20 protein-coding genes are annotated in these 20,410 nt (G+C 74.2%); 5 read left to right on the top strand and 15 right to left on the bottom strand.

Annotated elements, in window-relative coordinates:
- Window positions 1-74: 74 nt before the first annotated feature.
- The 8 genes from LQ327_RS27725 to LQ327_RS27690 all read right to left on the bottom strand — a co-directional run bounded on the left by LQ327_RS27725 (window position 75) and on the right by LQ327_RS27690 (window position 8,548).
- Window positions 75-434 carry a cobalamin biosynthesis protein gene (locus LQ327_RS27725; RefSeq protein WP_230739041.1) on the bottom strand — a complete coding sequence of 120 codons (360 nt, stop codon included), beginning with the start codon at window positions 432-434 and terminating at the stop codon, window positions 75-77.
- Window positions 431-1,834: a cobyrinic acid a,c-diamide synthase CobB gene (locus LQ327_RS27720; RefSeq protein ID WP_230739284.1), complete on the bottom strand. Its 1,404-nt coding sequence runs from the start codon at window positions 1,832-1,834 to the stop codon at window positions 431-433. Before LQ327_RS27720 ends, LQ327_RS27725 begins: the two co-directional genes overlap by 4 nt.
- A gap of 2 nt (window positions 1,835-1,836) precedes the next feature.
- Window positions 1,837-2,451 (bottom strand): cob(I)yrinic acid a,c-diamide adenosyltransferase, encoded by a 615-nt coding sequence (gene cobO / locus LQ327_RS27715; RefSeq protein ID WP_230739040.1) that lies wholly within the window; start codon window positions 2,449-2,451, stop codon window positions 1,837-1,839.
- Window positions 2,452-2,467: 16 nt separating this feature from the next.
- A complete protein-coding gene (locus LQ327_RS27710) occupies window positions 2,468-4,648 on the bottom strand; it encodes a VWA domain-containing protein (protein ID WP_230739039.1) in 2,181 nt (726 codons plus the stop codon).
- A gap of 113 nt (window positions 4,649-4,761) precedes the next feature.
- Complete coding sequence (locus LQ327_RS27705) at window positions 4,762-5,979, bottom strand: RNA polymerase sigma factor (protein ID WP_230739038.1); 1,218 nt, start codon at window positions 5,977-5,979, stop codon at window positions 4,762-4,764.
- 2 nt (window positions 5,980-5,981) lie between these two features.
- Complete coding sequence (locus LQ327_RS27700; protein WP_230739037.1) at window positions 5,982-6,374, bottom strand: YciI family protein; 393 nt, start codon at window positions 6,372-6,374, stop codon at window positions 5,982-5,984.
- A gap of 138 nt (window positions 6,375-6,512) precedes the next feature.
- On the bottom strand, window positions 6,513-7,334 hold the full coding sequence (locus LQ327_RS27695; RefSeq protein ID WP_230739036.1) for a siderophore-interacting protein: 822 nt from the start codon (window positions 7,332-7,334) through the stop codon (window positions 6,513-6,515).
- 173 nt (window positions 7,335-7,507) lie between these two features.
- Entirely contained in the window at window positions 7,508-8,548 is a 1,041-nt protein-coding gene (locus tag LQ327_RS27690) for a S1 family peptidase (RefSeq protein ID WP_230739035.1), read from the bottom strand.
- A 350-nt stretch (window positions 8,549-8,898) separates the two neighbouring features.
- Here LQ327_RS27690 and LQ327_RS27685 point away from each other — a divergent pair, with 350 nt between their 5' ends.
- Window positions 8,899-10,281: a mycothione reductase gene (locus LQ327_RS27685; RefSeq protein WP_230739034.1), complete on the top strand. Its 1,383-nt coding sequence runs from the start codon at window positions 8,899-8,901 to the stop codon at window positions 10,279-10,281.
- A gap of 91 nt (window positions 10,282-10,372) precedes the next feature.
- Here LQ327_RS27685 and LQ327_RS27680 read toward each other — a convergent pair whose 3' ends face one another.
- Window positions 10,373-11,299 (bottom strand): ABC transporter permease, encoded by a 927-nt coding sequence (locus tag LQ327_RS27680; RefSeq protein ID WP_230739033.1) that lies wholly within the window; start codon window positions 11,297-11,299, stop codon window positions 10,373-10,375.
- Between the two features lie 4 nt (window positions 11,300-11,303).
- Window positions 11,304-12,293, bottom strand: a complete 990-nt coding sequence (locus LQ327_RS27675) for an ATP-binding cassette domain-containing protein (protein ID WP_230739032.1) — start codon at window positions 12,291-12,293, stop codon at window positions 11,304-11,306.
- A 74-nt stretch (window positions 12,294-12,367) separates the two neighbouring features.
- Between LQ327_RS27675 and LQ327_RS27670 the strand changes: the two genes are divergently transcribed.
- Entirely contained in the window at window positions 12,368-13,066 is a 699-nt protein-coding gene (locus LQ327_RS27670) for a TetR/AcrR family transcriptional regulator C-terminal domain-containing protein (RefSeq protein ID WP_308286389.1), read from the top strand.
- Between the two features lie 178 nt (window positions 13,067-13,244).
- Here LQ327_RS27670 and LQ327_RS27665 read toward each other — a convergent pair whose 3' ends face one another.
- Window positions 13,245-13,904, bottom strand: a complete 660-nt coding sequence (locus LQ327_RS27665) for a TetR/AcrR family transcriptional regulator (RefSeq protein ID WP_230739031.1) — start codon at window positions 13,902-13,904, stop codon at window positions 13,245-13,247.
- A 115-nt stretch (window positions 13,905-14,019) separates the two neighbouring features.
- Between LQ327_RS27665 and LQ327_RS27660 the strand changes: the two genes are divergently transcribed.
- From LQ327_RS27660 to LQ327_RS27650, 3 genes are all read left to right on the top strand, one after another.
- Window positions 14,020-14,466, top strand: coding sequence for a nitroreductase/quinone reductase family protein (locus LQ327_RS27660; RefSeq protein ID WP_230739030.1), 447 nt, complete (start codon window positions 14,020-14,022; stop codon window positions 14,464-14,466).
- Between the two features lie 43 nt (window positions 14,467-14,509).
- A complete protein-coding gene (locus tag LQ327_RS27655; protein ID WP_230739029.1) occupies window positions 14,510-15,748 on the top strand; it encodes a saccharopine dehydrogenase family protein in 1,239 nt (412 codons plus the stop codon).
- A 217-nt stretch (window positions 15,749-15,965) separates the two neighbouring features.
- Window positions 15,966-16,442, top strand: a complete 477-nt coding sequence (locus LQ327_RS27650) for an SRPBCC family protein (RefSeq protein ID WP_230739028.1) — start codon at window positions 15,966-15,968, stop codon at window positions 16,440-16,442.
- Between the two features lie 70 nt (window positions 16,443-16,512).
- On the opposite strand, the gene LQ327_RS27645 is transcribed toward LQ327_RS27650, so the two are convergent.
- From LQ327_RS27645 to LQ327_RS27630, 4 genes are all read right to left on the bottom strand, one after another.
- Complete coding sequence (locus tag LQ327_RS27645) at window positions 16,513-18,036, bottom strand: cobyric acid synthase (RefSeq protein ID WP_230739027.1); 1,524 nt, start codon at window positions 18,034-18,036, stop codon at window positions 16,513-16,515.
- 67 nt (window positions 18,037-18,103) lie between these two features.
- Window positions 18,104-19,114, bottom strand: a complete 1,011-nt coding sequence (locus tag LQ327_RS27640) for a dihydrofolate reductase family protein (protein WP_230739026.1) — start codon at window positions 19,112-19,114, stop codon at window positions 18,104-18,106.
- A 32-nt stretch (window positions 19,115-19,146) separates the two neighbouring features.
- Window positions 19,147-20,004 carry a type I methionyl aminopeptidase gene (map, locus tag LQ327_RS27635; RefSeq protein ID WP_230739025.1) on the bottom strand — a complete coding sequence of 286 codons (858 nt, stop codon included), beginning with the start codon at window positions 20,002-20,004 and terminating at the stop codon, window positions 19,147-19,149.
- Between the two features lie 9 nt (window positions 20,005-20,013).
- A complete protein-coding gene (locus LQ327_RS27630; protein ID WP_230739024.1) occupies window positions 20,014-20,406 on the bottom strand; it encodes a DUF3054 domain-containing protein in 393 nt (130 codons plus the stop codon).
- Between the last annotated feature and the right edge of the window lie 4 nt (window positions 20,407-20,410).

The following is a 20,410-nucleotide window of genomic DNA, read 5'->3' as shown; positions in this document are numbered from 1 at the left end:
TTGCGCAGGTCAGCGGCCCTTCGGAGCTGCCTGACGTGCCCCTGATCATGCCGCGCGGCGGGCGCAGCCCGGCGTCAGCGCGCCAGCGCGACCGTCACCCCGGTCCCGCGCTGCTTCTCGACGACGAGCACCCCGGCCCCGCCGGTCGCGCGCGCCGCGAGGATCGCGGCAGCCTCGGCGACGCTGCCGGTGCCGGTAAGGCGGCGGACGACGGCGGACGGGTTCGGGACGACGACGGCGTCGAGCTGTTCGGTCGTGTAGGCGAGCAACGTGCGACCGTCGGCGACGGCGTCGATCGAGGGTTCGCCGAGGCGCCGGTCGATGGTGGCGACGACGGCGATCGTCACCTCGCCGAGCGCGGCGACCGCGTCGGCGAGGTGCGCCGGCGGTGTCCCGGGCTCGACGCCGACCCCGAGGACCAGCGGTTCCGTCATCGGGCGCGGCACGCCCGGGCGAACCGCGCGACGGCGTGCGGGCGACCGGCGGGGTGGGTGTGCAGATAGGAGGCGTGGACGTTCCCGGCGACGTACCCCTCGGTGACCGACTCGCCCCCGTGCGCCGACCAGTGCCAGGCCGGGGTGGCGCCGGCCCTCGGGGTGGTGACGGTCCGGTGGAACTCGTGCCCGGTGACGGTCTCCGCGCCGGCCGCGACGGGTGAGTCGGCGGCCGCCGTCGCGGTGCGGTAGCCCAGGTGCAGCCGCGGGCCCATCGCGGCGTCGGCGTCGAGGACCCCGCACATCGCGGCACCGTCGAGCGAGCGCCCGAGGTAGAGGAGCCCGCCGCACTCCGCGTGCACCGGGCCGCCGTCGAGCGCGAACCGCCGGACCGCCTCGCGCAGCGGCGCGTTCGCGGCGAGCGGCTCGAGGTGCTCCTCGGGGAACCCGCCGGGCAGCACCAGTCCGGCCGTGCCCTCGGGCAGTGCCTCGTCGCGCAGCGGGTCGACCGTCACCACCTCGCAGCCGGCCGCTCTGAGCAGCTCGGCGTGCTCGGGGTAGCCGAAGGTGAACGCGGGCCCGCCGGCCATCGCGACGATCGGCGGCGGGCCGTCGAGGCGTTGCGTCCCGGCCGCGGGGTCCCAGGCCGCTGCGGGAGTCGCCGGCGCACGACGGGCCAGCGCCTCCACCGCGTCCAGGTCGACGTGTTCGGCAACCAGCGCCGTCATCGCGTCCACCGCCGCGCGGGCCGCGTCCCCGTGCTCGGCGGCGGTGACGAGGCCGAGATGTCGCGAGGGCACGGCCAGCTCGGCGCGCCGGGGCACCACCCCGAGCACCGGCATCCCGACCTCCGCGCAGGCCGCCCGCAACGCCTCGGCGTGCCGCTCGGTGCCGACGCGGTTGAGGATCACGCCGGCCGGGCGCACCCGGGGGTCGAAGTGGGCGAACCCGTGAAGCAGCGCGGCGATCGACCGGTGCTGGCCGCGGGCGTCGACCACGAGCACGACGGGCGCCTCCAGCACGCGCGCGACGTGCGCCGTCGACCCGTCGTCGTTCGCGCTACGCGCCCGTGCGTGTGTTTCCGCGTCCTGGGACGGAAACGCACGCACGAGACGGCCGTCGAAGAGCCCCATGACCCCCTCGACGACGGCGAGCTCGGCTCCCCGGGTCCCGTGCACGACGAGCCCGGGCAGGCGATCCGCGCCGACCAGGACCGGGTCGAGGTTGCGACCCGGCCGGCCCGCGGCGAGCGCGTGGTACCCGGGGTCGACGTAGTCCGGGCCGATCTTGAAGGGCGCGGGACGGGTGCCGCGGGCGGCGAACGCGCCGAGCAGTCCCGTCGCGATCGTCGTCTTCCCGCTGCCCGACGACGGCGCCGCCACCACCACCCGCGGCGGCAGAGTCACCACTCGATGCCCTTCTGACCCTTCTGGCCGGCGTCCATCGGGTGCTTGATCTTGGTCATCTCGGTGACGAGGTCCGCGACCTCGACGAGGGCGTCCGGCGCGTCCCGCCCGGTGATGACGACGTGCTGGAACCCCGGCCGGTCGCGCAGCACCTCGACCACCTCGTCGACGTCGATCCACCCCCACTTCAGCGGGTAGGTGAACTCGTCGAGGACGTAGAAGTCGTGCGCGCCGGACTCCAGCCGGCGCCGGATCTCCGCCCAGCCCTCCCGGGCGGCGTCGGCGTGGTCGTCCTCGGTGCCCGCCTTGCGCGACCACGACCAGCCCTCGCCCATCTTGTGCCACTCGACGGGCCCGCCCTGCCCGGTCTCGGAGTGCAGCTCGCCGAGCGCCTTGAGCGCGGTCTCCTCGCCGACCCGCCACTTCGCCGACTTCACGAACTGGAACACGGCCACGCTCGAACCGGCCGTCCACTGGCGCAGCGCCATCCCGAACGCGGCCGTCGACTTGCCCTTGTTCGGTCCGGTGTGCACGACGACGAGCGGACGGCGGCGGCGCTGGCGGGTGGTGAGCCCGTCGGCGGGCACCGTGCTGGGAACGCCCTGCGGCATGGTGGTTCCTCCTGGACTACGGCGCGGGCTGGACGGCGGCGCGGGCGACCGCGGCCACGCTCTCGCCGGTCAGCTCGTCGAGGGTCACGATCGCACCGGCGGCCGCCCCGGCGACCCGACCGGCGAGGCCCAACTTCACCGGCCCGGACTCGCAGTCGACGACGACGGTGCTCATCGCCGCCCCGCCGCGGCCCGGCCCGGCCTCGCGCGCGAGCCCGCGCGCGGCGTCGAGGGCCTCGTCGAGCGGCCTGCCCCCGGCGCCCCCGGACCGCGGCGACACGGTCGCGCGCCCGTCGGTGAGCACGATGAGCAGGCCGCGCCGGCGCGGGTCGCGCACCCGCTCGGCGCGCAGCACCCGGCGCGCTGTCCGCAGCCCGTCGGCGAGCGGGGTCCGGCCGCCGGTGCGCAGGTCGGCGAGGCGGTGGTGCGCGGTGTGCACCGACGTCGTCGGGGGCAGCGCGAGCGTGGCGCCGGACCCGCGGAAGGTCACCACACCGACCTTGTCGCGGCGCTGGTAGGCGTCGCGCAGCAGCGCCTCGACCGCGCCGGTCACCGCGGTCATCCGCCGCCGCGCGGCCATCGAGCCGGAGGCGTCGACGCAGAACAGCACGAGGTTCCCCTCGCGGCCCTCACGCTGCGCGTGCCGCAGGTCGTCCGGCGCCGGACGACCGCGCCGTCCGCCGCGGATCGAGGCGAGCACCGTCGCCGGCAGGTGCGGCGCCGGACCGGAGGCGGGGGTCTCGACGACGGCGCGGACGGTGCGGCCGCGTCGTCCGCGGGAGCGGGAGCGGCGCCCGGGCGCGCCCTCGCCGAGGCCGTGCACCTCGAAGCGCCGCGTGCGCAGCCGCGTCGGGGTGGGGGCGCCGACCGGGCGACCGGCCGGCTCGTCGGCCGTCCCGGCGGGAGTGTTCTCGGCACCGGCGTCGGCGTCCTCCGACGACGGGTCGGGAGGACCCTGACCGTCGGTCATGGACTCTGCCGGGGCCTGCCCCGTCGGGCCGCCGTCGCCGGAACCACCCGACGGCGGGGCGCCGGACGGCACTCCCTCGTCACCCTGGTCGTCCGCCTCGACCTCCTGCGGCTCGCCGTCGTCGGGGCCGGGGTCCTGCGGACCGTCGTCGTCGGGACCACCGTCGTCGGGACCACCGGTGGGCGGGTCCGGCGGCTGGTCGTCGTCGTGGTCCTGGACCGCCTGTTCGGCCTGCTCGAGGGCCTTCTCGAGTTCGTCGGAGGAGAGGTGCGGCTCGTCGAACGGGTCGCGGCGGCGGCGGTGCGGCAGGGCGAGCCGGGACGCCGCGCGGACGTCCTCGACGTCGACCGCGGCGCTCCCCCGCCACGCCGCGTGCGCAACGGCGGTGCGGGCGACGACGACGTCGGCGCGCATGCCGTCCACGTCGACCGCGGCGCAGACCGCCGAGATCCGCACCAGTTCGCGGTCGGCGAGCATGACGTCGGAGAGGCGCTCGCGGGCCACGGTCAGGGCGGCCCGCAGCTCGTCCTCGGCGTCGGCGTAGCGGGCGGCGAACCCGGCCGGGTCGGCGTCGTGGGCCAGCCGGCGGCGCACCACCTCGGTGCGCTCGCCGACCTCCCGCGAGGCGGTCACCGCGACGGTGAGCCCGAAGCGGTCGAGCAGCTGCGGGCGCAGCTCGCCCTCCTCCGGGTTCATCGTCCCGACGAGGAGGAACCGGGCCGGGTGCGCGAACGAGATCCCGTCGCGCTCGACGTGCGAGCGCCCGGAGGCGGCGGCGTCGAGGAGCAGGTCGACGAGGTGGTCGTGGAGGAGGTTGACCTCGTCGACGTAGAGCACGCCGCGGTGGGCGGCGGCGAGCAGGCCGGGCTGGACCGAGCCGCGGCCGTGGGCGAGGACCTCCTGCAGGTCGAGCGACCCGATCAGCCGGTCCTCGGAGGCGCCGACGGGCAGCTCGACGAGCCGGGCCGGACGGTGCTCGACGGGCACCTCGGGGCCGAACGGGCCGTCCGGGCTCTCCTCACCGGCCTCGACGTCGACCCCGAAGCGGTCCCCCGCGCGCACCGTGACCTCGGGCAGCAGGTCCGCGAGCGCCCGGACGATCGTCGACTTCGCGGTGCCCTTCTCGCCGCGCACCAGCACGCCGCCGATCCCGGGGTCGACCGCCGAGAGCAGCAGGGCCAGCCGCAGGTCCGGGTGGCCGACGACGGCGGAGAAGGGGAATGCCACGAGGCGCGACCCTAACCCGGGCCGACGCGCGACATCTCATCCGTCGCTGAGATGTGGCGTAGGTGGCCTCCGGCCATGTGAGCAGAAATTGACGCCGGAGCGTCAATTTCTGCTCACGGGCGCGGAGCGCACCTCGCGGCCTTCAGCACCAGCAGGTCCCGCTCGGCGACGCTGGTCGCCGCGGCCGCGGCCGCGCCGTAGGCGTGGTGGGCCGCGGCGAGGTCGCCGGCGCGCACCAGCAGGTGGGCACGCGCCGCCGGCAGCCGGTGCCCGAGCCGGCCGGCCTCGCCGTCGAGCGCGTCGAGCAGCGCCAGCCCCGCCCGGGGCTCCCCCGCCTCGGCGAGCGCGACGGCCCGGTTGAGCGCCACCACCGGCGACGGGTCGATGCGGCCGAGCACCTCGTAGAGCCCGGCGATCTGGGGCCAGTCGGTGTCGCGGTAGTCCGCCGCCTCGGCGTGCACGGCGGCGACCGCGGCCTGCAACTGGTACGCCCCGACCCGGCCGCGGCGCATCGCCCGCTCCACCCGCTCGGTGCCCTCGGCGATCAGCGCGGCGTCCCAGGCCGAGCGGTCCTGCTCGTCGAGCGGGACCAGCTCGCCGACCGGGCCGGTCCTGGCCGGCCGCCGGGCCTCGGTGAGCAGGACCAGCGCGAGCAGCCCGCCGACCTCGGGTTCGTCGGGCAGCAGCCGGTCGAGCTCCCGCAGCAGCCGGAGCGCCTCGCCGGCGGCCTCCGGGGGGCCCGCGTCGTCGGGACCGTTCCCGACCGTCGCGAGCAGGTAGAGCACGTGCAGCACCGCGCGCAGCCGGTCGGGCCATTCCTGCGGCGTCGGGAGCCGGAACCGGTCCCCGGAAGCGCGGACGGCCTGCTTGGCCCGGTGGATCCGCTGGTTCACCGCGGGCTCGGTGAGCAGGAGCAGCCGGGCGATCTCGGGCGTGGCCAGGCCGCCGACCGCGCGCAGGGTCAGCGGGATCGCCGCCGACGGGGTCAGCGCCGGATGCGCGCAGCTGAAGAGCAGGGCGAGCGAGTCGTCGCGCGAGGGCGCCAGCGACGACGGGAGCCCCGGGTCGGCGACGACCACGGCGTCCTCCCGGGCCCGCCGCGAGGTGTCGCTGCGGACGCGGTCGACGTGGCGGCGCACGGCGGCGGTGACCAGCCACGCCGTCGGGTCGTCCGGCACCCCGCGCTCCGGCCAGGCGCCGGCCGCCGCGATGAGGGCCTCCTGGACGGCGTCCTCGGCGTCGGCGAGGTCCCCGAGGCGCCGGGCGAGGGCCGCGAGGGCCCGCGGCGCGTGCTCGCGCAGCAGGCCCTCGAGGTCCCCGGTGGTCGTCACGGTCAGGCCCAGGTGAACATCACGGCGCGGACCTCGATGCGGTTGTTGATGGGCTTCCCGCCCGGCCCGGGGGCGGCGGCGACCTGGGCGGCGATCTCGACGGCGCGGTCCTCGTCGACCACGTCGACGAGCTGGTAGCCGGCGAAGAGCTCCGTGCTCTCCGGGTACGGCCCGTCGGTGACGATCGGGACGCCGGCGTCGATCCCCGAGACCACCCGGGCGCTCGCCGGGTCGGCCAGCGCCTGCATGGTGAGCAGCTCCCCGCTCTCGGTGAGCTGGGTGTTGATCGCCCGGAGCGCGGCGAGGTGGGCCTCGGCGTCGGCGGGGTCCCACTCGGTCATCGGGGGGACGGCGGTCTCGGCGGCGTTGTGGCGGGTCAGCAGCAGGAACTTCACGGCGGGTCTCCTCGCTCGGTGTGGCCGCACCCGGTGTGCGGCTCGACCGGGGGTCGGAACCGCGACCCGCACGATGACACCGTCGGGCCCCGCCGCCCACTCCTCACCCGATCAGACCAGTGAATGCCGTGAGCACCGTCAGGCCGCGACGCCGTTCCCCGCACGCTTGTCGGCCTGGAACGCCTCCTCGTCGAGGCCCCGGCGCCAGTAGCCGGAGATCGAGAGCAGCTCGCGCTCCAGTCCGCGTTCCTCGAGCAGGTGGGACCGCAGCGCCCTCACCTGGCTGGTCTCACCGTGGACGAACGCCTGCACCCGCCCGGCGGGCCAGGCGGCGTCCCGGACGGCGGCGACGACGTCCTCGCCCGCCTCGCGGTGGGCCCAGCGCACCGTCAGGTCACCGGGGCAGTCGAGCGTCAGCTCGTCGTCGGGACCGTCGACCTCGACGAACGCGTGCACCGGCGTGCCGGGGGCGACCCGCTCGCACGCCGCGGCGATGGCCGGCAGCGCGGCCTCGTCGCCGATCATGACGTGGGCGTCCGCGTCCCCGGCGGGCGAGTAGGCGCCGCCCGGGCCCTGCAGGACGAGCTCGTCGCCCGGCTGCGCGGCCAGCGCCCACGGTCCGGCGACGCCGGTATCGCCGTGGACGACGAAGTCGATGACCATCTCGCCGGCGGCGTGGTCGAGGGAACGGACCGTGTAGGTCCGCATGATCGGCCAGTCGGAGCGCGGCATGGTCTCGCGCACCGCGCCGACGTCGAACGGCTCGGGGTAGTCCACGCCCGGCCGGCGGAAGGCGAGCTTGACGTAGCGGTCGGTGTAGCCGTTGTCGGTCACGCCGGCCACTCCGGGACCGCCGAGGACGATCCGGACCAGGTGCGGGGTGAGCCGCTCGGAGCGCAGCACGGTCAGGCGGTGGCCGGAGCCACCGCGCTTGGTCGCCGGTGCCGTGGGTGACGCCATGGAGCCTCCTCGAATCAGGTTAGGCTCACCTTACCGTGCACCCCTGGGCGCGGCCTGTGTCCGGGAATGACTCTGTCCGGGAATGACTCTGTCCGGGAATGACCGAGGGCGGACCGGCCTGCCCGCCGATCCGCCCTCATCCCCCGTCCGGTCTGCCCACCAGGGGGGACGCCTCAGGACAACTGCTTCTGGATCAGCGCGGAGTTCGGGCCGACCCGGGTGTAGAAGCCCGGCTTGCCCGCCCGCGCGCACCCGTCGCCGAAGCTCGTGATGCCGATCAGCTTGCCGCCGGCCACCAGCGGCCCGCCGGAGTCGCCCTGGCAGGTGTCGACACCGCCGTCGTCGTACCCGGCGCAGGTCAGCAGCCCCGGGTCGAAGTTCGACGCACCCGCCTTGCAGTACGAGTTGTCGCGGATCGGCACCGTGGCGGAGAGCAGGAAGCGCGAGGGCGTCCCGTTCTCCGCGGTCGAGCCCCAGCCGTAGATCGTGGCCGCGGTCGCCGGCGAGTAGAGCGCGCTGTCCGCGGGTGTCGCGAGCGGGAGCGGCTTCTGGGTGGCCGGCGTGGCGAGCGTGAGCACCGAGACGTCCAGGCCGCTGCCGACCGCGGTGAACGTCGGGCTGACCCAGGTCTTCGTGACGGGGATCGAGCTGCCGGCCTGGGACTGCTTGTCGTCGCGCCCGACGACGACGAAGGTCTTCCGGTCCGGCGACGAGGCGGTGCAGTGCGCCGCGGTGACGACCTTCGTCGGGCTCACCAGCGTGCCGCCGCAGAACTGGAAGCCGGAGGCGTCGGTGAGGTAGACGACCCAGGGAGCGGCCGAGGTGGAGGCCTGCTGCCCGCCGACGACGCGACCCTGCTCGGCGTCGTTGCCCGATCCACTCCCGCTGTCGGACCCGCCGTCCGAACCGCCGTCGGAGCCACCCGAGCCGCCGGACCCGCCGTCGGAACCCGCGTGACCCGAGACGACGACGTCGGCGACGCCGTCCCGCACCGTCGCCGAACTCTTCCCGCCGAAGCCGACCAGCCCGACCGCGACGACGGCCAGGACGACCACGCCCGTCGTCGCCAGCAGCACGGTCCTGCGCGCCATCGCCGCGGCGATCACGCCCCTGGGCGTGGGCGCCGCCCGGTGACGGCCGCCCGCACGGCTCCGCCCGTCCTCGGGGTCCGCGGCCGCGTGCTGCACCCGATCCGCCGTCGCACGTTCCCGCATGCACCCCTCCCCTCACGTTCCGCTGCCCCGGGCTCCCCCTGACCGGGGGCTGTCCGGGGCAACGCCCAGCGCCTGACGGAGCAGAACCTGACCAGAGGTGGCGGAGGCGCGACAAGACGAAGAGACGGAGTTCGCCCCGCTGAGCGACGACGAACGGTCGATTTCCGTCGGTAAACGACACCGCCGAGTGAGTTGCGTGCGGTGAGCGGTCGGATGACAGCGTTGTTCGGCCGGTCGTTGACCGCTCGTCGTGCCGCTCGGCGGTGGTGACGGTCGGTCGTCGTTGCGACGACTGTGGGTGACGACGTGCGGACGCGCCGGAGTCGGCCGTCCTCAGTAGCGTGGAGGTCGTGCCGCACCACGACCTCGTCATCATCGGCTCGGGATCGGGCAACTCGATCCTGGACTCGCGTTTCGACGACTGGGACGTCGCGATCGTCGAGCACGGCGTCTTCGGCGGGACCTGCCTGAACGTCGGCTGCATCCCGACGAAGATGTACGTCTACGCCTCCGACGTCGCCCAGGCCGTCCGCGAGGCGAGCGCCTACGGCATCGACGCGAGCATCGACAAGGTCCGCTGGCCCGACATCCGCGACCGGGTGTTCTCCCGCATCGACCCCATCTCGGCCGGCGGCCGCCGCTACCGCGCCTCCGAGAGCCCCAACGTCACGCTCTACGAGGGCCACGCCACCTTCACCGGCGAGCGCGAGCTCGCCGTCGCACCCACCGACGGCGGCGCCGCCGCGACGTTGTCGGCGGACCGGGTCGTCATCGCCGCCGGATCCCGCCCGACGGTGCCCGCGTGCATCGCCGAGTCCGGCGTGCCGTTCCACACCTCCGACGACGTCATGCGCCTCGACGACCTCCCCCGCCGGATGATCGTCGTCGGCGGCGGCTACATCGCCGCGGAGTTCGCGCACGTCTTCGACGCCCTCGGCGTGGACGTCACCGTCGTGACCCGCGGCCCGGCGCTGCTGCGGGAACAGGACGAGCTGGTGACCGAACGGTTCACCGCGCTCGCCCGGGACCGCTTCACCGTGCACACCGACGCCGCGCCGACCGCGGCCGAGCAGCGCCCGGACGGCACCATCGTGCTGACCCTCGCCGGGCAGGGCACCGTCGAGGGCGACGCCCTGCTCGTCGCCACCGGCCGCGCCCCCAACGGCGACCGGATGGACGTCGCGAAGACCGGCCTCGAGCTCACCGACGACGGCCGCGTGCCGGTCGACGAGTACCAGCGCACCGGAGTCGAGGGCATCTGGGCGCTCGGCGACGTCAGCTCCCCCTACCAGCTCAAGCACGTCGCCAACCACGAGGCACGGGTCGTGCAGCACAACCTGCTCCACCCCGACACGCCCCGCGCCACCAGCCACCGGTTCGTGCCGTCGGCGGTGTTCAGCCACCCGCAGGTCGCCGCGGTCGGGCAGCGCGAGCAGGACCTGCGCGACGCGGGCACCGCCTATGTCTCGAAGGTCCAGGCCTACGGCGACGTCGCGTTCGGCTGGGCCATGGAGGACCGGACCGGGTTCGCCAAGGTCCTCGCCTCCCCCGACGGCACGCTGCTCGGCGCGCACTTCATGGGCCCGCAGGCGTCCTCGCTGATCCAGGTCCTGGTGCAGGCGATGGTGTTCGGCCAGAAGGCGCAGGAGGTCGCCACCGGCCAGTACTGGATCCACCCCGCGCTGCCGGAGCTGATCGAGAACGCGCTGCTGGGCCTGCCGCTGGACGTGTAGCCGGTCCGGCCCCGGGCCGGCCCCGGACCGCACGAACGGCTCGTTGGTCACCTTCGAAGGTGACCAACGAGCCGTTCGTCCCGTTCGGCGACTACTCCGTCCGCCGGAACCGGGTCACGGCGAGCCCGAGCAGGAGCACCGAGAAGCCGATCGTCAGCACGATCTCCAGCCACGTCGGGACCAGGAACGAGCCCCAGTGGATGCCCGGGTCGTAGCGCGCGAGGTCGGCCGCCGAGGCGTTCAACCGCGCGAACACCACGTGGCGCAGCGGCTCGACGGCGTAGGTCATCGGGTTGATGTGCGTGAGCACCGTCAGCCAGGTCGGCAGGTTCCCGAGCGGGAAGAGCGCCCCGGACAGGAACATCAGCGGCGTGATGATCAGCTGGACCATCGGCATGGCGGTCTGCACCTGCTTGAGCCGCGCCGCGAGCATCAGCCCGAGCGCGCAGATCATGAACGCCATGAGGAAGATCAGCACGAGCAGCTCGACGAACATCAGCGGGTCGTAGGGCACCCCGACGAGCCCCGCCAGCGCGAGCAGCAGGATGCACTGCAGCGTCGCGACGGTGGCGCCGCCGACCGCCTTGCCGAGCAGGATCGACGTCGTCGACACCGGCGCCACGAGCATCTCGCGCAGGAAGCCGAACTCCCGGTCCCACACGATCGAGATCCCCGAGAACGCCGCGGTGAACAGCACCGAGATCGCGAGCACGCCGGGGAACAGGAACGTCGGGAGCGAGACCCCGCCGCTGCGCCCGCCCGCGCTGGAGAGCAGTGATCCGAGGCCGCTGCCCAGCACGAACAGGAACAGCAGCGGCTGGGCCAGCGAGGACACGATCCGGGTCCGGTCCTTGAAGAACCGGATCATCTCGCGCTGCCAGACGACCGCGGCGGCGCGCGCCTCGGTGGCGATCCCGCTCTGCGGGACGCGCACCGCCTCCACGCGCAGTCCGGCCGCCCGCTCCGGACCGCGGTCGTCGAGAGCGGCGCCGTCGGGACTGCGTTGCGTCTCCGTCATCGCGTCAACGTCCCCTCATCCGCATGGCCATCGGGTGCATGGACGGCCCGCGGTTCGCCTCGGCGTCACGCAGGGTCGTGCCGGTGTGGGCGAGGAACACGTCGTCGAGCGACGGCCGCGTCACCGCCACGGACTTCACGACGACGCCCTCGGCCGTCAGTGCCGCGAAGAGGCGCGGCACGAACCCGGCGCCGTCGGGCACCGAGATCGTCACCGCTCCCTCCCGGACCGCCGCCTCGAGCCCGAACTCGCGCCGGACGGCGACCAGCGCCGCCTCGTCGTCCTCCGTCGTGACCGAGACCCGGTCCGCCCCGACCTGCGCCTTGAGTGCCTCCGGGGTGTCGAGCGCGACGATCCGGCCCTCGTTCATGATCGCGATCCGGTCGCAGTTCTCGGCCTCGTCCATGTAGTGCGTGGTGACGAAGACGGTGATCTCCTCGGCCTCGCCGAGCCGCGCGAGGTAGTTCCAGATCGACGCGCGGGTCTGCGGGTCCAGGCCGATGGTGGGCTCGTCGAGGAAGAGCACCTGCGGCGAGTGCAGCAGGCCCCGGGCGATCTCCAGGCGCCGCCGCATGCCGCCGGAGTAGGTCGTCACCGGGTCCTTGCGCCGCTCCCAGAGCCCGACGGTGCGCAGCACCTCCTCGCGCCGCGCGGCGGCGGTGCGCCGGTCCACGCCGTAGAGCTCGCCGTGGAAGCGCAGGTTCTGCTCCCCCGACATCGGCCCGTCCAGGGTCGGCTCCTGGAACACCAGTCCGATGCGCCGGCGGACCGCGGCCCGGTCGGCGACGACGTCGAGGCCGGCGACGGCCGCGGTCCCGCCGGTCGGCTCGACGAGGGTGCACAGGATGTTGATCGTGGTCGACTTGCCGGCGCCGTTGGGGCCGAGGAAGCCGAACGTCTCGCCGCGGGCCACCTCGAGGTCGATCCCGCGGACCGCCTCGACCTCCCCGTAGCGCTTGGTCAGACCGCTGACCGATACGGCCGGTTGGTCCACCTTCGCTCCATTCTCTAACAGCGTTAGAGTCACGGTAGTGGGGCGCCGACCCGAGCAGCAAGGAGGTTTCGCCGGTGGCGATCAGTCGCGACGAGGTGGTGACGGCCGCGATCGACCTCCTGGACGAGGCCGGGCTCGCGGCGCTCTCGCTGCGCCGGCTCGCAGCGAGGCTCGGGGTGTCGGCGCCGACGCTGTACTGGCACGTCACGGACAAGCGCGCTCTGCTCGACCTCATGGCCGAGCGCATCGTCGGCGAACCCGCCGCTCCGGACGCACCCGCGGACGGGGAACCCTGGTGGGAGTGGTTCGCCGAGCAGGCCCGCCGGCAGTACCGGGCCCTGACGTCGCACCGGGACGCCGCCCTCGTCGTCGCGGGCAACCGTCCGACGACGAGCACCTCGGTCGAGCACATCGAGCACGTGCTCGCGGTCCTGGTCGCTGCCGGACTCGAGCCCGGCGAGGCGATGGACGCGGTGTTCGGGGTCGGCCACTACGTGCTCGGGGCGGCCCTGGAGGCGCAGGCCGAGGCGGCGCGCGGCGACACCCCGCCCGATCCCGACCTCGTCGCTCGGATCGCGGAGCTCCCGCACCTGCGCGCCGCCGGTGAGGCGGGCCTCGACGTCGGGCGCACCTTCGAGCGGGGACTCACCTGCCTGATCGACGGCCTGCGGGCGCGGGCGGAGTCGGCGCCGGAGGCGGATCGGGCGCCGGCCGGCCAGGCTCCGGCCAGCCAGGCTCCGGCCAGCCAGGCTCCGGCCAGCCCCATTCCATGATCAGGAGCACATGGCGCAGGCCTGCGGGCGCCATCGGATGCCTGGTGTGCCCGTCGTCGACGGCCCGCCCCGCACCCCGTTGATCATCAGCACTCCAGGCATGCGCAGCGCCGCCGCACCGCGCCCCACGTGCTGATGATCTTGAGGCGAGGTGAGGGGAGCCGCGCCCGAGCGCCCCTCAGCCGATGCCGACCGACGTGGCCGCCGTCCCGGCCACGTGGTCGAAGTAGGCCTCCCGGTCGATCACCACGTTCTCGTACTGCCCGAACAGCTCGAACCCGACGGTGCCGAACAGCAGCGTCCACGCCGAGACCGCCGCCGGCGCCAGGCGCGGGTCGATGCCGAGCGTCCCGGGGACGTCGGGCGCGACCGCCGCGGCGACGTCGTCATCCCCGACGACGCCGCCGTCGGCCGCCGTCGCAATCGCGCCCAGCACCACGCCGACCCGCCCGGCGGCCGGCAGCGTGTCCTGCGGGGCGGCGTAGCCGGGCACGGGCGAGCCGTAGATGAGCGCGTACTGGGCCGGGTGCTCGAGCCCCCAGGCCCGCACGCTGCGCCACACCGCGAGCCAGCGCTCCCGCGGCGACCGCCCGGCCACAAGAGCGGCGGCCGCCTCGGCCGCCTCCCCGACGTCGTCGTAGGCCTCGATGATCAGCGCGGTGAGCAGTTCGTCCCGGCTGGGGAAGTAGCGGTAGACCGCCGAGGAGACCATCCCGACCTCGCGTGCCACCGCCCGCAGCGACAGCGCCGCCGCCCCGACCTCGGCGAGCTGCGTGCGGGCCGCGGCCAGGATCGCCTCGGTGGTCTGTGCGCGGGCGCGCTCGCGGGCGGTGGGCATGGAGCACACCCTCGCACATTTCCGAGAGCACTGCTCTTGACACGCCCCGCTCAAACAGAGAGCATTGCTCTCAACAGAGAGCGCCGCTCTCGAAAACCGTGAAGGAGCGATCCCGATGAGCACCCACTACCAGCAGCCCGGCTTCCTGACCCGCCACGTCATGAACCCGATGGTCGCGTTCATGACCCGCCGCGGCGTCTCGCTCGCCGGCTCCTCGGTCCTCGGCGTCCCCGGCCGCAGTACCGGCGAGATGCGCACGACCCCGGTCAACCCGCTCACCCTGGACGGGCAGCGCTACCTGCTCGCCGCCCGCGGCCACACCCAGTGGGTGCGCAACCTGCGGGTGTCGGGCTGGGCCGAGCTCACCGTCGGCCGGAAGACCGAGCGCGTGACCGCCCGGGAGATCACCGACCCGGCCGAGATCGTCCCGATCCTGCGCGCCTACCTGAAGGTCTGGGCGTGGGAGGTCGGCGCGTTCTTCCAGGGCGTGGGCGCCGACGCCTCGGACGAGGAGCTGGCCGCCATCGCGCCGCAGCACCCGGTGTTCGCGATCACCGGGTGACGGGGGCGGCGCGGCCCTCCGACCGGCGATAGCGTGCCCGACCATGAGCGAGCGCGTGCACGACGTCGTCCTCTACGGCGCGACCAGCTTCGTCGGGGCCCTCACCGCCGACTACCTCGCCCGTCACACCCCGACCGGCACCCGCGTGGCGCTGGCCGGCCGCTCGCGGGACAAGCTCGAGCGCGTCCGCGCGTCGCTCCCCGCGCCCGGCTCGGACTGGCCGCTGATCGTCGCCGACTCGACCGACCGCGCCGCGCTCGACGCGATGGCCGCCTCCACGACGGCGCTGGCCACCACCGTCGGGCCCTACGCGAAGTACGGCCTGCCCCTGGTCGAGGCATGCGCCGCGGCGGGGACGCACTACGCCGACCTCACCGGCGAGGCGACGTTCGCCCGCGAGGCCATCGACGCCACCGACGCCCGCGCCCAGGCGACCGGTGCGCGGATCGTCCACTCCTGCGGCTACGACTCGGTGCCCTCCGACCTCGGCGTGATGCTCCTGCACACCCGGGTGCAGGCCGACGGCGAGGGGGAGCTCACCGACGTCGACGCCGTGGTCCGCATCCGGGGCGGCGTCTCGGGCGGCACCATCGACTCGATGCGCGGGCTCGCCGACACCGTCAAGGCGGACCGGTCGACGATCAAGATCCTGCGCGATCCCTACAGCCTCTCGCCCGACCGCGGCGGCGAGCCCGACACCCGTCAGCCCAGCGACAACCCGCCGCCGCACCGCATCGACGGCGGCTGGCGGGACGGCCGGTGGGCGGCGCCGTTCGTGATGGCGTCGTACAACACCCGCATCGTGCGCCGCTCCAACGCGATCGCCGGCTACGCCTACGGCAAGGGGCTGCGCTACGGCGAGGTGATGGCGACCGGCTCCGGTCCCGCCGGCGCGCTGACGGCGGGCGCGGTCGCCGCCGGGCTCGGCGCCCTGCTCGCGGGGTTCGCGACGCCGGGTGCGCGCCAACTGCTCGACCGCGTCCTGCCCAAGCCGGGCGAGGGCCCGTCGGAGCAGACCCAGGCGAAGGGGTGGTTCCGCCACGACCTCGACGCCACCACGACGACGGGTGCCCGCTACACCGGTCGGATCTCGGCCTCCGGCGACCCGGGGTACGCGGCCACGGCAGTGATGCTCGGGGAGTCGGTCCTCTGCCTCGCCCTCGACGGCGACCGGCTGCCCGACCGCGCCGGCTCGCTGACCCCGGCGACCGCGATGGGCCCGGTGTTGGTCGAGCGGCTGCGGACCGCCGGGCACGTGTACGAGGCGGGCCGCGCGTCGTAGATCTCGTGGACCTCACCGGCCCCACCGGCCCCTCCAGGGCCGATCGTCCGAACGTCGACGGCCGAATGCCGTCCGATCGGTCAGCGCCGAATGGCCGATCGTGCGCGATTGAAGTGTCCGCCATCCGGGCACGCCTGCGATGTGTCGATCGCCCGCGCGGGCTCCTCCGCCGCGGGCGATCCACCGACCAGTCACGCGACGCGCAACGGAGGACGCCGTGAGCGACCAGATCCAGGTCAGCAAGACCGTCGACGCCAAGCCCGACGAGATGTTCGCCATCCTCTCCACGCCGCAGCGGCACCAGGAGTTCGACGGCGCGAACATGCTCCGCGGCGTCGAGGGCAGCGGCAACCAGGTCAACGGCACCGGCGACGTGTTCATCATGAACATGGAGAACGACGCGCTCGGGCCGTACCAGATGAAGAACACGGTCACCGCGTTCGAGCAGAACCGGAAGATCGGCTGGGCGCCGTCGATCCACCCGATCGACGGCTACACCGACAAGCTCGGCGACGTGAAGGCCACCGGCCACACGTACACCTGGGAGCTCGAGCCGGCCGGCTCCGGCACGAAGGTCACCCAGACCTACGACTGGAGCGGCGTGAAGGACGAGAGCTTCCGCGGCTTCTTCCCGATGGTCTCCGAGGACCAGCTCACCGCGTCGATCGACAAGGTCGCGAACGCCGCGAAGTAGATCTCCCCACCCCGTTGTCAGCGATGGTCCGTTGCTGACGTCAGACGTCAGCAACGGACCATCGCTGACCTCAGGGGGCGCCGGCCGGCGGAACAGTCCGTAGCCCGGACGGCGCTCCGTGCTCGATCAGATGCTCCAGCGCCGCCGTGTCGAGATGGGACTCCACGAGGTCGGCCAGCAGGTCGAGCTGAGCGGCGCGGGCCGCCGCGAACGACGTCGTCGTCGACACCCGGAACGCCCGGCCCGTCGTCGTCGCGACCCGTTCCAGCAGACGCCGCCGGAACCCGTCGTTCTCGAGCAGGCCGTGCCAGTGCGTACCGAGCACCGCGCCGGCGTCGACCCCCTCCGGCGTGCCGTCGGCGAGCGTGACCAGCGGTGCCGAACCGTGGCCACGCACCTCGCGGCCGTGGTGAATCTCGTAGCCCTCGACCGTCTCGCCGAGCGCCGTGCCCGCGGGGTTGCCGAGGTGCTTGTCGGGGTCGAAGACGACGTCGACGTCGAGCAGCCCGAGCCCAGCATGGCGCCCGGGCGCGGCCTCGACCCCGTGCGGGTCATCGACCGCGCGGCCGAGCATCTGGTAGCCGCCGCAGATCCCGAGCGTGGTCCGGCCGGCCCGGGCGTGGGCGAGCACGGCGTCGGCGAGCCCGGTCTCGCGCAGCCACGCGAGGTCGGAGACGGTGGTCTTGGAGCCCGGGAGCACGACGAGGTCGGCGCCGGTGAGCTCGCCCGGTGCGGTGACGTAGCGGACGGACACCCCGGGCTCGGCCGCGAGCGCGTCGACGTCGGTGCCGTTGGAGACCCGCGGCAGGCGCACGACGGCGACCCGGAGCCAGTCGGCACCGAGCGGCGCGGCCGGACGCCCCACGGCGCCGTCGTGGCCGAGCGAGTCCTCCGCGTCGATCCACAGCTCCGGCGCGAACGGGATCGTGCCGAGCGTCGGGCGCCCGGTGAGCCTCTCCAGCTGCGCGAGGCCGGGCTCGAGCAGCGCCGGGTCGCCGCGGAACTTGTTGACGACGAACCCCGCGATCAGGGCCTGGTCCTCGGGCTCCAGCACGGCGAGCGTCCCGAACAGGTGGGCGAGCACGCCGCCGCGGTCGATGTCCCCGACGACGAGGGTGGGCAGGTCCGCGGCGCGCGCGAGTCCCATGTTGGCGATGTCGGTGGCGCGCAGGTTGATCTCCGCGGGCGAGCCGGCGCCCTCACAGATCACGACGTCGTGGCGGGCCCGGAGGTCGGTGAGCGTCTGCGTGACGACCTCGAGCAGCGCCGCCTTGCGCTCCCGGTAGGACAGCGCCGTGACCGAACCGTCGACGCGGCCGTGCACGACCACCTGGCTGGTGCGGTCCGAGCCCGGTTTGAGCAGCACCGGGTTGAACGCGACGCTCGGCGCCAGGCCGCACGCCGCCGCCTGCAGCGCCTGCGCCCGGCCGATCTCCCCGCCGTCGGTGGTCACGACGGAGTTGTTGCTCATGTTCTGCGCCTTGAACGGCGCCACGTCGACGCCCTGCCGGTGCAGCCATCGACAGAGGCCCGCCACGAGCACGCTCTTGCCCGCGTCGCTGGTGGTCCCGGCGACGAGCAGCGCACCATGCATGATCAGGTGAGCCTAGGTGCGCTGCGCGCTCGTGAGCACAAATTGATGCCCTGACGACAATTTCTGCTCACATGGCCGAAGGCCACCGGGCGGACCGCCGGGCCAGCGGCTCCCACCGCGGCAGGTGCGTGGTCGTGATCCCGGCGCGCTCGAGCGCCGCGATCCCGGACGGGCGGGCGACGAACTCCGGCGGCTCGCGCCAGGCGTAGACGACCCGGCCGATGCCGGCCCGCTCGATCAGCGTCGCGCACGAGTCCGGCCGGGACGCCCGCTGCCCGCAGGGCTCCAGGGAGCTGTAGAGCGTCGCGCCGGGCAGCCGCGGGTCGCCCGCCAGCTCCCGCAGGACGCCCTCCTCGGCGTGGTCGAGCGGGTCGTCGCGCCGGGACCAGCCCGAGCCGAGAACGGCGCCGTCGGCAGCGACCACCAGGCACCCGACGCTGAACGCGCTCTCGCTGGGCGGGCAGCGCTCGGTGAGGACGCAGGCCTCGGCGAGGTGGCGGTCGTCGGGCGGGCCGAAGCGGTGGCGCAGCAGCACGTCGTCGCCGACCGACCGGGTCTCGACGAGCGCCGCCCTCACCCCCGGCGCCCCGGTGAACCGCGGTCCGGCCCCCACCAGCACCGGCGCCACGACCAGCTGCAGTTCGTCGACCGCACCCGCCGTCAGGAACTCCCGCAGGACGCCGGCGCCGCCCTCGATCATGAGCCGCACGACACCCCGGCCGGCCAGGTCGTCGAGGACCTCGCCCGGCGACCCGTCCAGCACCACCGTCTCGGCGCCCGGCTCGGTGAGCACGCGCGCGGCCGGGTCGAGGGGCTTGCCGGAGAGCACGACCCGCAGCGGCGACGGCGTCCGGCGCCACGAGACGCGCACGTCGCGCCGCTCGGCCGAGCGCACGAGCAGCCGCGGATCGTCGGCGCGCACGGTGCCCGCGCCGACCAGGATCGCGTCCACCCCCGCCCGCTCCCCGTCGACCCGGTCCAGGTCGGCGGGCCCGGACAGGATCAGCCGCTCATCGGACGCGTCGTCGAGGAAGCCGTCGAGCGAGACCGCGCACGAGGCGAGGACATGCGGTCTCATGGGTGGATGGTGCCGGACCCCGGCACCGGGCCTCACGGCAGCGTCAGGATCTCGCTACCGGTGTCGGTGACCAGGAGCGTGTGCTCGAACTGGGCGGTGCGCGACTTGTCCTTCGTCGTCACCGTCCAGCCGTCGTCCCAGATGTCGTAGTCGATGGCCCCGAGGGTGATCATCGGCTCGATCGTGAACGTCATGCCGGGCTCGAGCATCTCGTGCCGGTCGGGGTCGTCGTAGTGCACGACGACGAGGCCCGAGTGGAAGGTCCGCCCGATGCCGTGTCCGGTGAAGTCGCGGACGACGCCGTAGCCGAAGCGGTTCGCGTACGACTCGATGACCCGCCCGACGACGTTCAGCTCCCGTCCGGGCTTGACCGCCTTGATCGCGCGCATCGTCGCCTCGTGGGTGCGCTCGACGAGGAGCCGGTCCTCCTCGGCCACCTCTCCGGCGAGGAACGTGGCGTTGGTGTCGCCGTGCACGCCGTCGATGTACGCCGTGACGTCGATGTTCACGATGTCGCCGTCCTCGATCACCGTCGAGTCCGGGATGCCGTGGCAGATGACCTCGTTCAGCGAGGTGCAGCAGGACTTCGGGAACCCGCGGTAGCCGAGCGTCGACGGGTACGCGCCGTGGTCGACGAGGAACTCGTGGATGACCCGGTCGACGTCGTCGGTGGTCGCGCCCGGCTTGACCGCCTCGCCCCCGGCGACCAGGGACTGCGCCGCGATCCGGCTGGCCACGCGCATGCGCTCGATGACGTCGGGGTCCTGCACCCACGGGTCCGTCGAGCGGGCGGGGGCGGGCTTCCCGACGTACTCGGGACGGACGATCGAGTCGGGCACCGGGCGCAGAGGGGTCTGCTGCCCGGCGCGCAGAGGAGCACGCACCGGCATGACCCCACCCTAAGCCGGGTGCTGCGCGTCCTGACGGGCCCGCCTACCTCGCAGCGCCATGATTCCGCGCACCACCCCGCGCCAGCCCAGCACCAGGACGGCGAGCGAGATCGTGGCGACGACGATGAAGGACAGCGGCGGGTTGTCGACGAACGCCCACCGCAGCAGCATCCCGATCACCACCGCGCCGAGCCACACCGCGATCCCGCTGCGCCACGCGAGCGGGTCCCGCCAGGACCGGACGGCGAGCGCCGCGACCAGCCCACCGGCCAGGAACGGCGCCGCGACCTCGACGATCCCGACGACGGCGAGGCCCTCGTCGTGACTGCGCCGGCCGATGGCGGCGAACATCAGCACCGCGAGGGCGTCGACGAGGGCGAGCAGCGAGGTCCGGGAGGTCACGACG

The organism is Actinomycetospora endophytica, from assembly GCF_021026375.1.
In the GTDB taxonomy this organism is placed as follows: domain Bacteria; phylum Actinomycetota; class Actinomycetes; order Mycobacteriales; family Pseudonocardiaceae; genus Actinomycetospora; species Actinomycetospora endophytica.
The sequence above is the reverse complement of the archived record's forward strand: the minus strand, read 5'-3'. Positions and strand labels throughout refer to the sequence as shown.

What these genes read in the sequence shown, in the direction of transcription:
- LQ327_RS27660 (WP_230739030.1), top strand. Translation starts at nt 14,020, where the DNA reads ATGAGCACCCACTACCAGCAGCCCGGCTTCCTGACCCGCCACGTCATG.
- LQ327_RS27645 (WP_230739027.1), bottom strand. Translation starts at nt 18,036, where the DNA reads ATGCATGGTGCGCTGCTCGTCGCCGGGACCACCAGCGACGCGGGCAAG.
- LQ327_RS27690 (WP_230739035.1), bottom strand. Translation starts at nt 8,548, where the DNA reads ATGCGGGAACGTGCGACGGCGGATCGGGTGCAGCACGCGGCCGCGGAC.
- LQ327_RS27725 (WP_230739041.1), bottom strand. Translation starts at nt 434, where the DNA reads ATGACGGAACCGCTGGTCCTCGGGGTCGGCGTCGAGCCCGGGACACCG.
- cobO (WP_230739040.1), bottom strand. Translation starts at nt 2,451, where the DNA reads ATGCCGCAGGGCGTTCCCAGCACGGTGCCCGCCGACGGGCTCACCACC.
- map (WP_230739025.1), bottom strand. Translation starts at nt 20,004, where the DNA reads ATGCCGGTGCGTGCTCCTCTGCGCGCCGGGCAGCAGACCCCTCTGCGC.
- LQ327_RS27665 (WP_230739031.1), bottom strand. Translation starts at nt 13,904, where the DNA reads ATGCCCACCGCCCGCGAGCGCGCCCGCGCACAGACCACCGAGGCGATC.
- LQ327_RS27695 (WP_230739036.1), bottom strand. Translation starts at nt 7,334, where the DNA reads ATGGCGTCACCCACGGCACCGGCGACCAAGCGCGGTGGCTCCGGCCAC.
- LQ327_RS27655 (WP_230739029.1), top strand. Translation starts at nt 14,510, where the DNA reads ATGAGCGAGCGCGTGCACGACGTCGTCCTCTACGGCGCGACCAGCTTC.
- LQ327_RS27680 (WP_230739033.1), bottom strand. Translation starts at nt 11,299, where the DNA reads ATGACGGAGACGCAACGCAGTCCCGACGGCGCCGCTCTCGACGACCGC.
- LQ327_RS27640 (WP_230739026.1), bottom strand. Translation starts at nt 19,114, where the DNA reads ATGAGACCGCATGTCCTCGCCTCGTGCGCGGTCTCGCTCGACGGCTTC.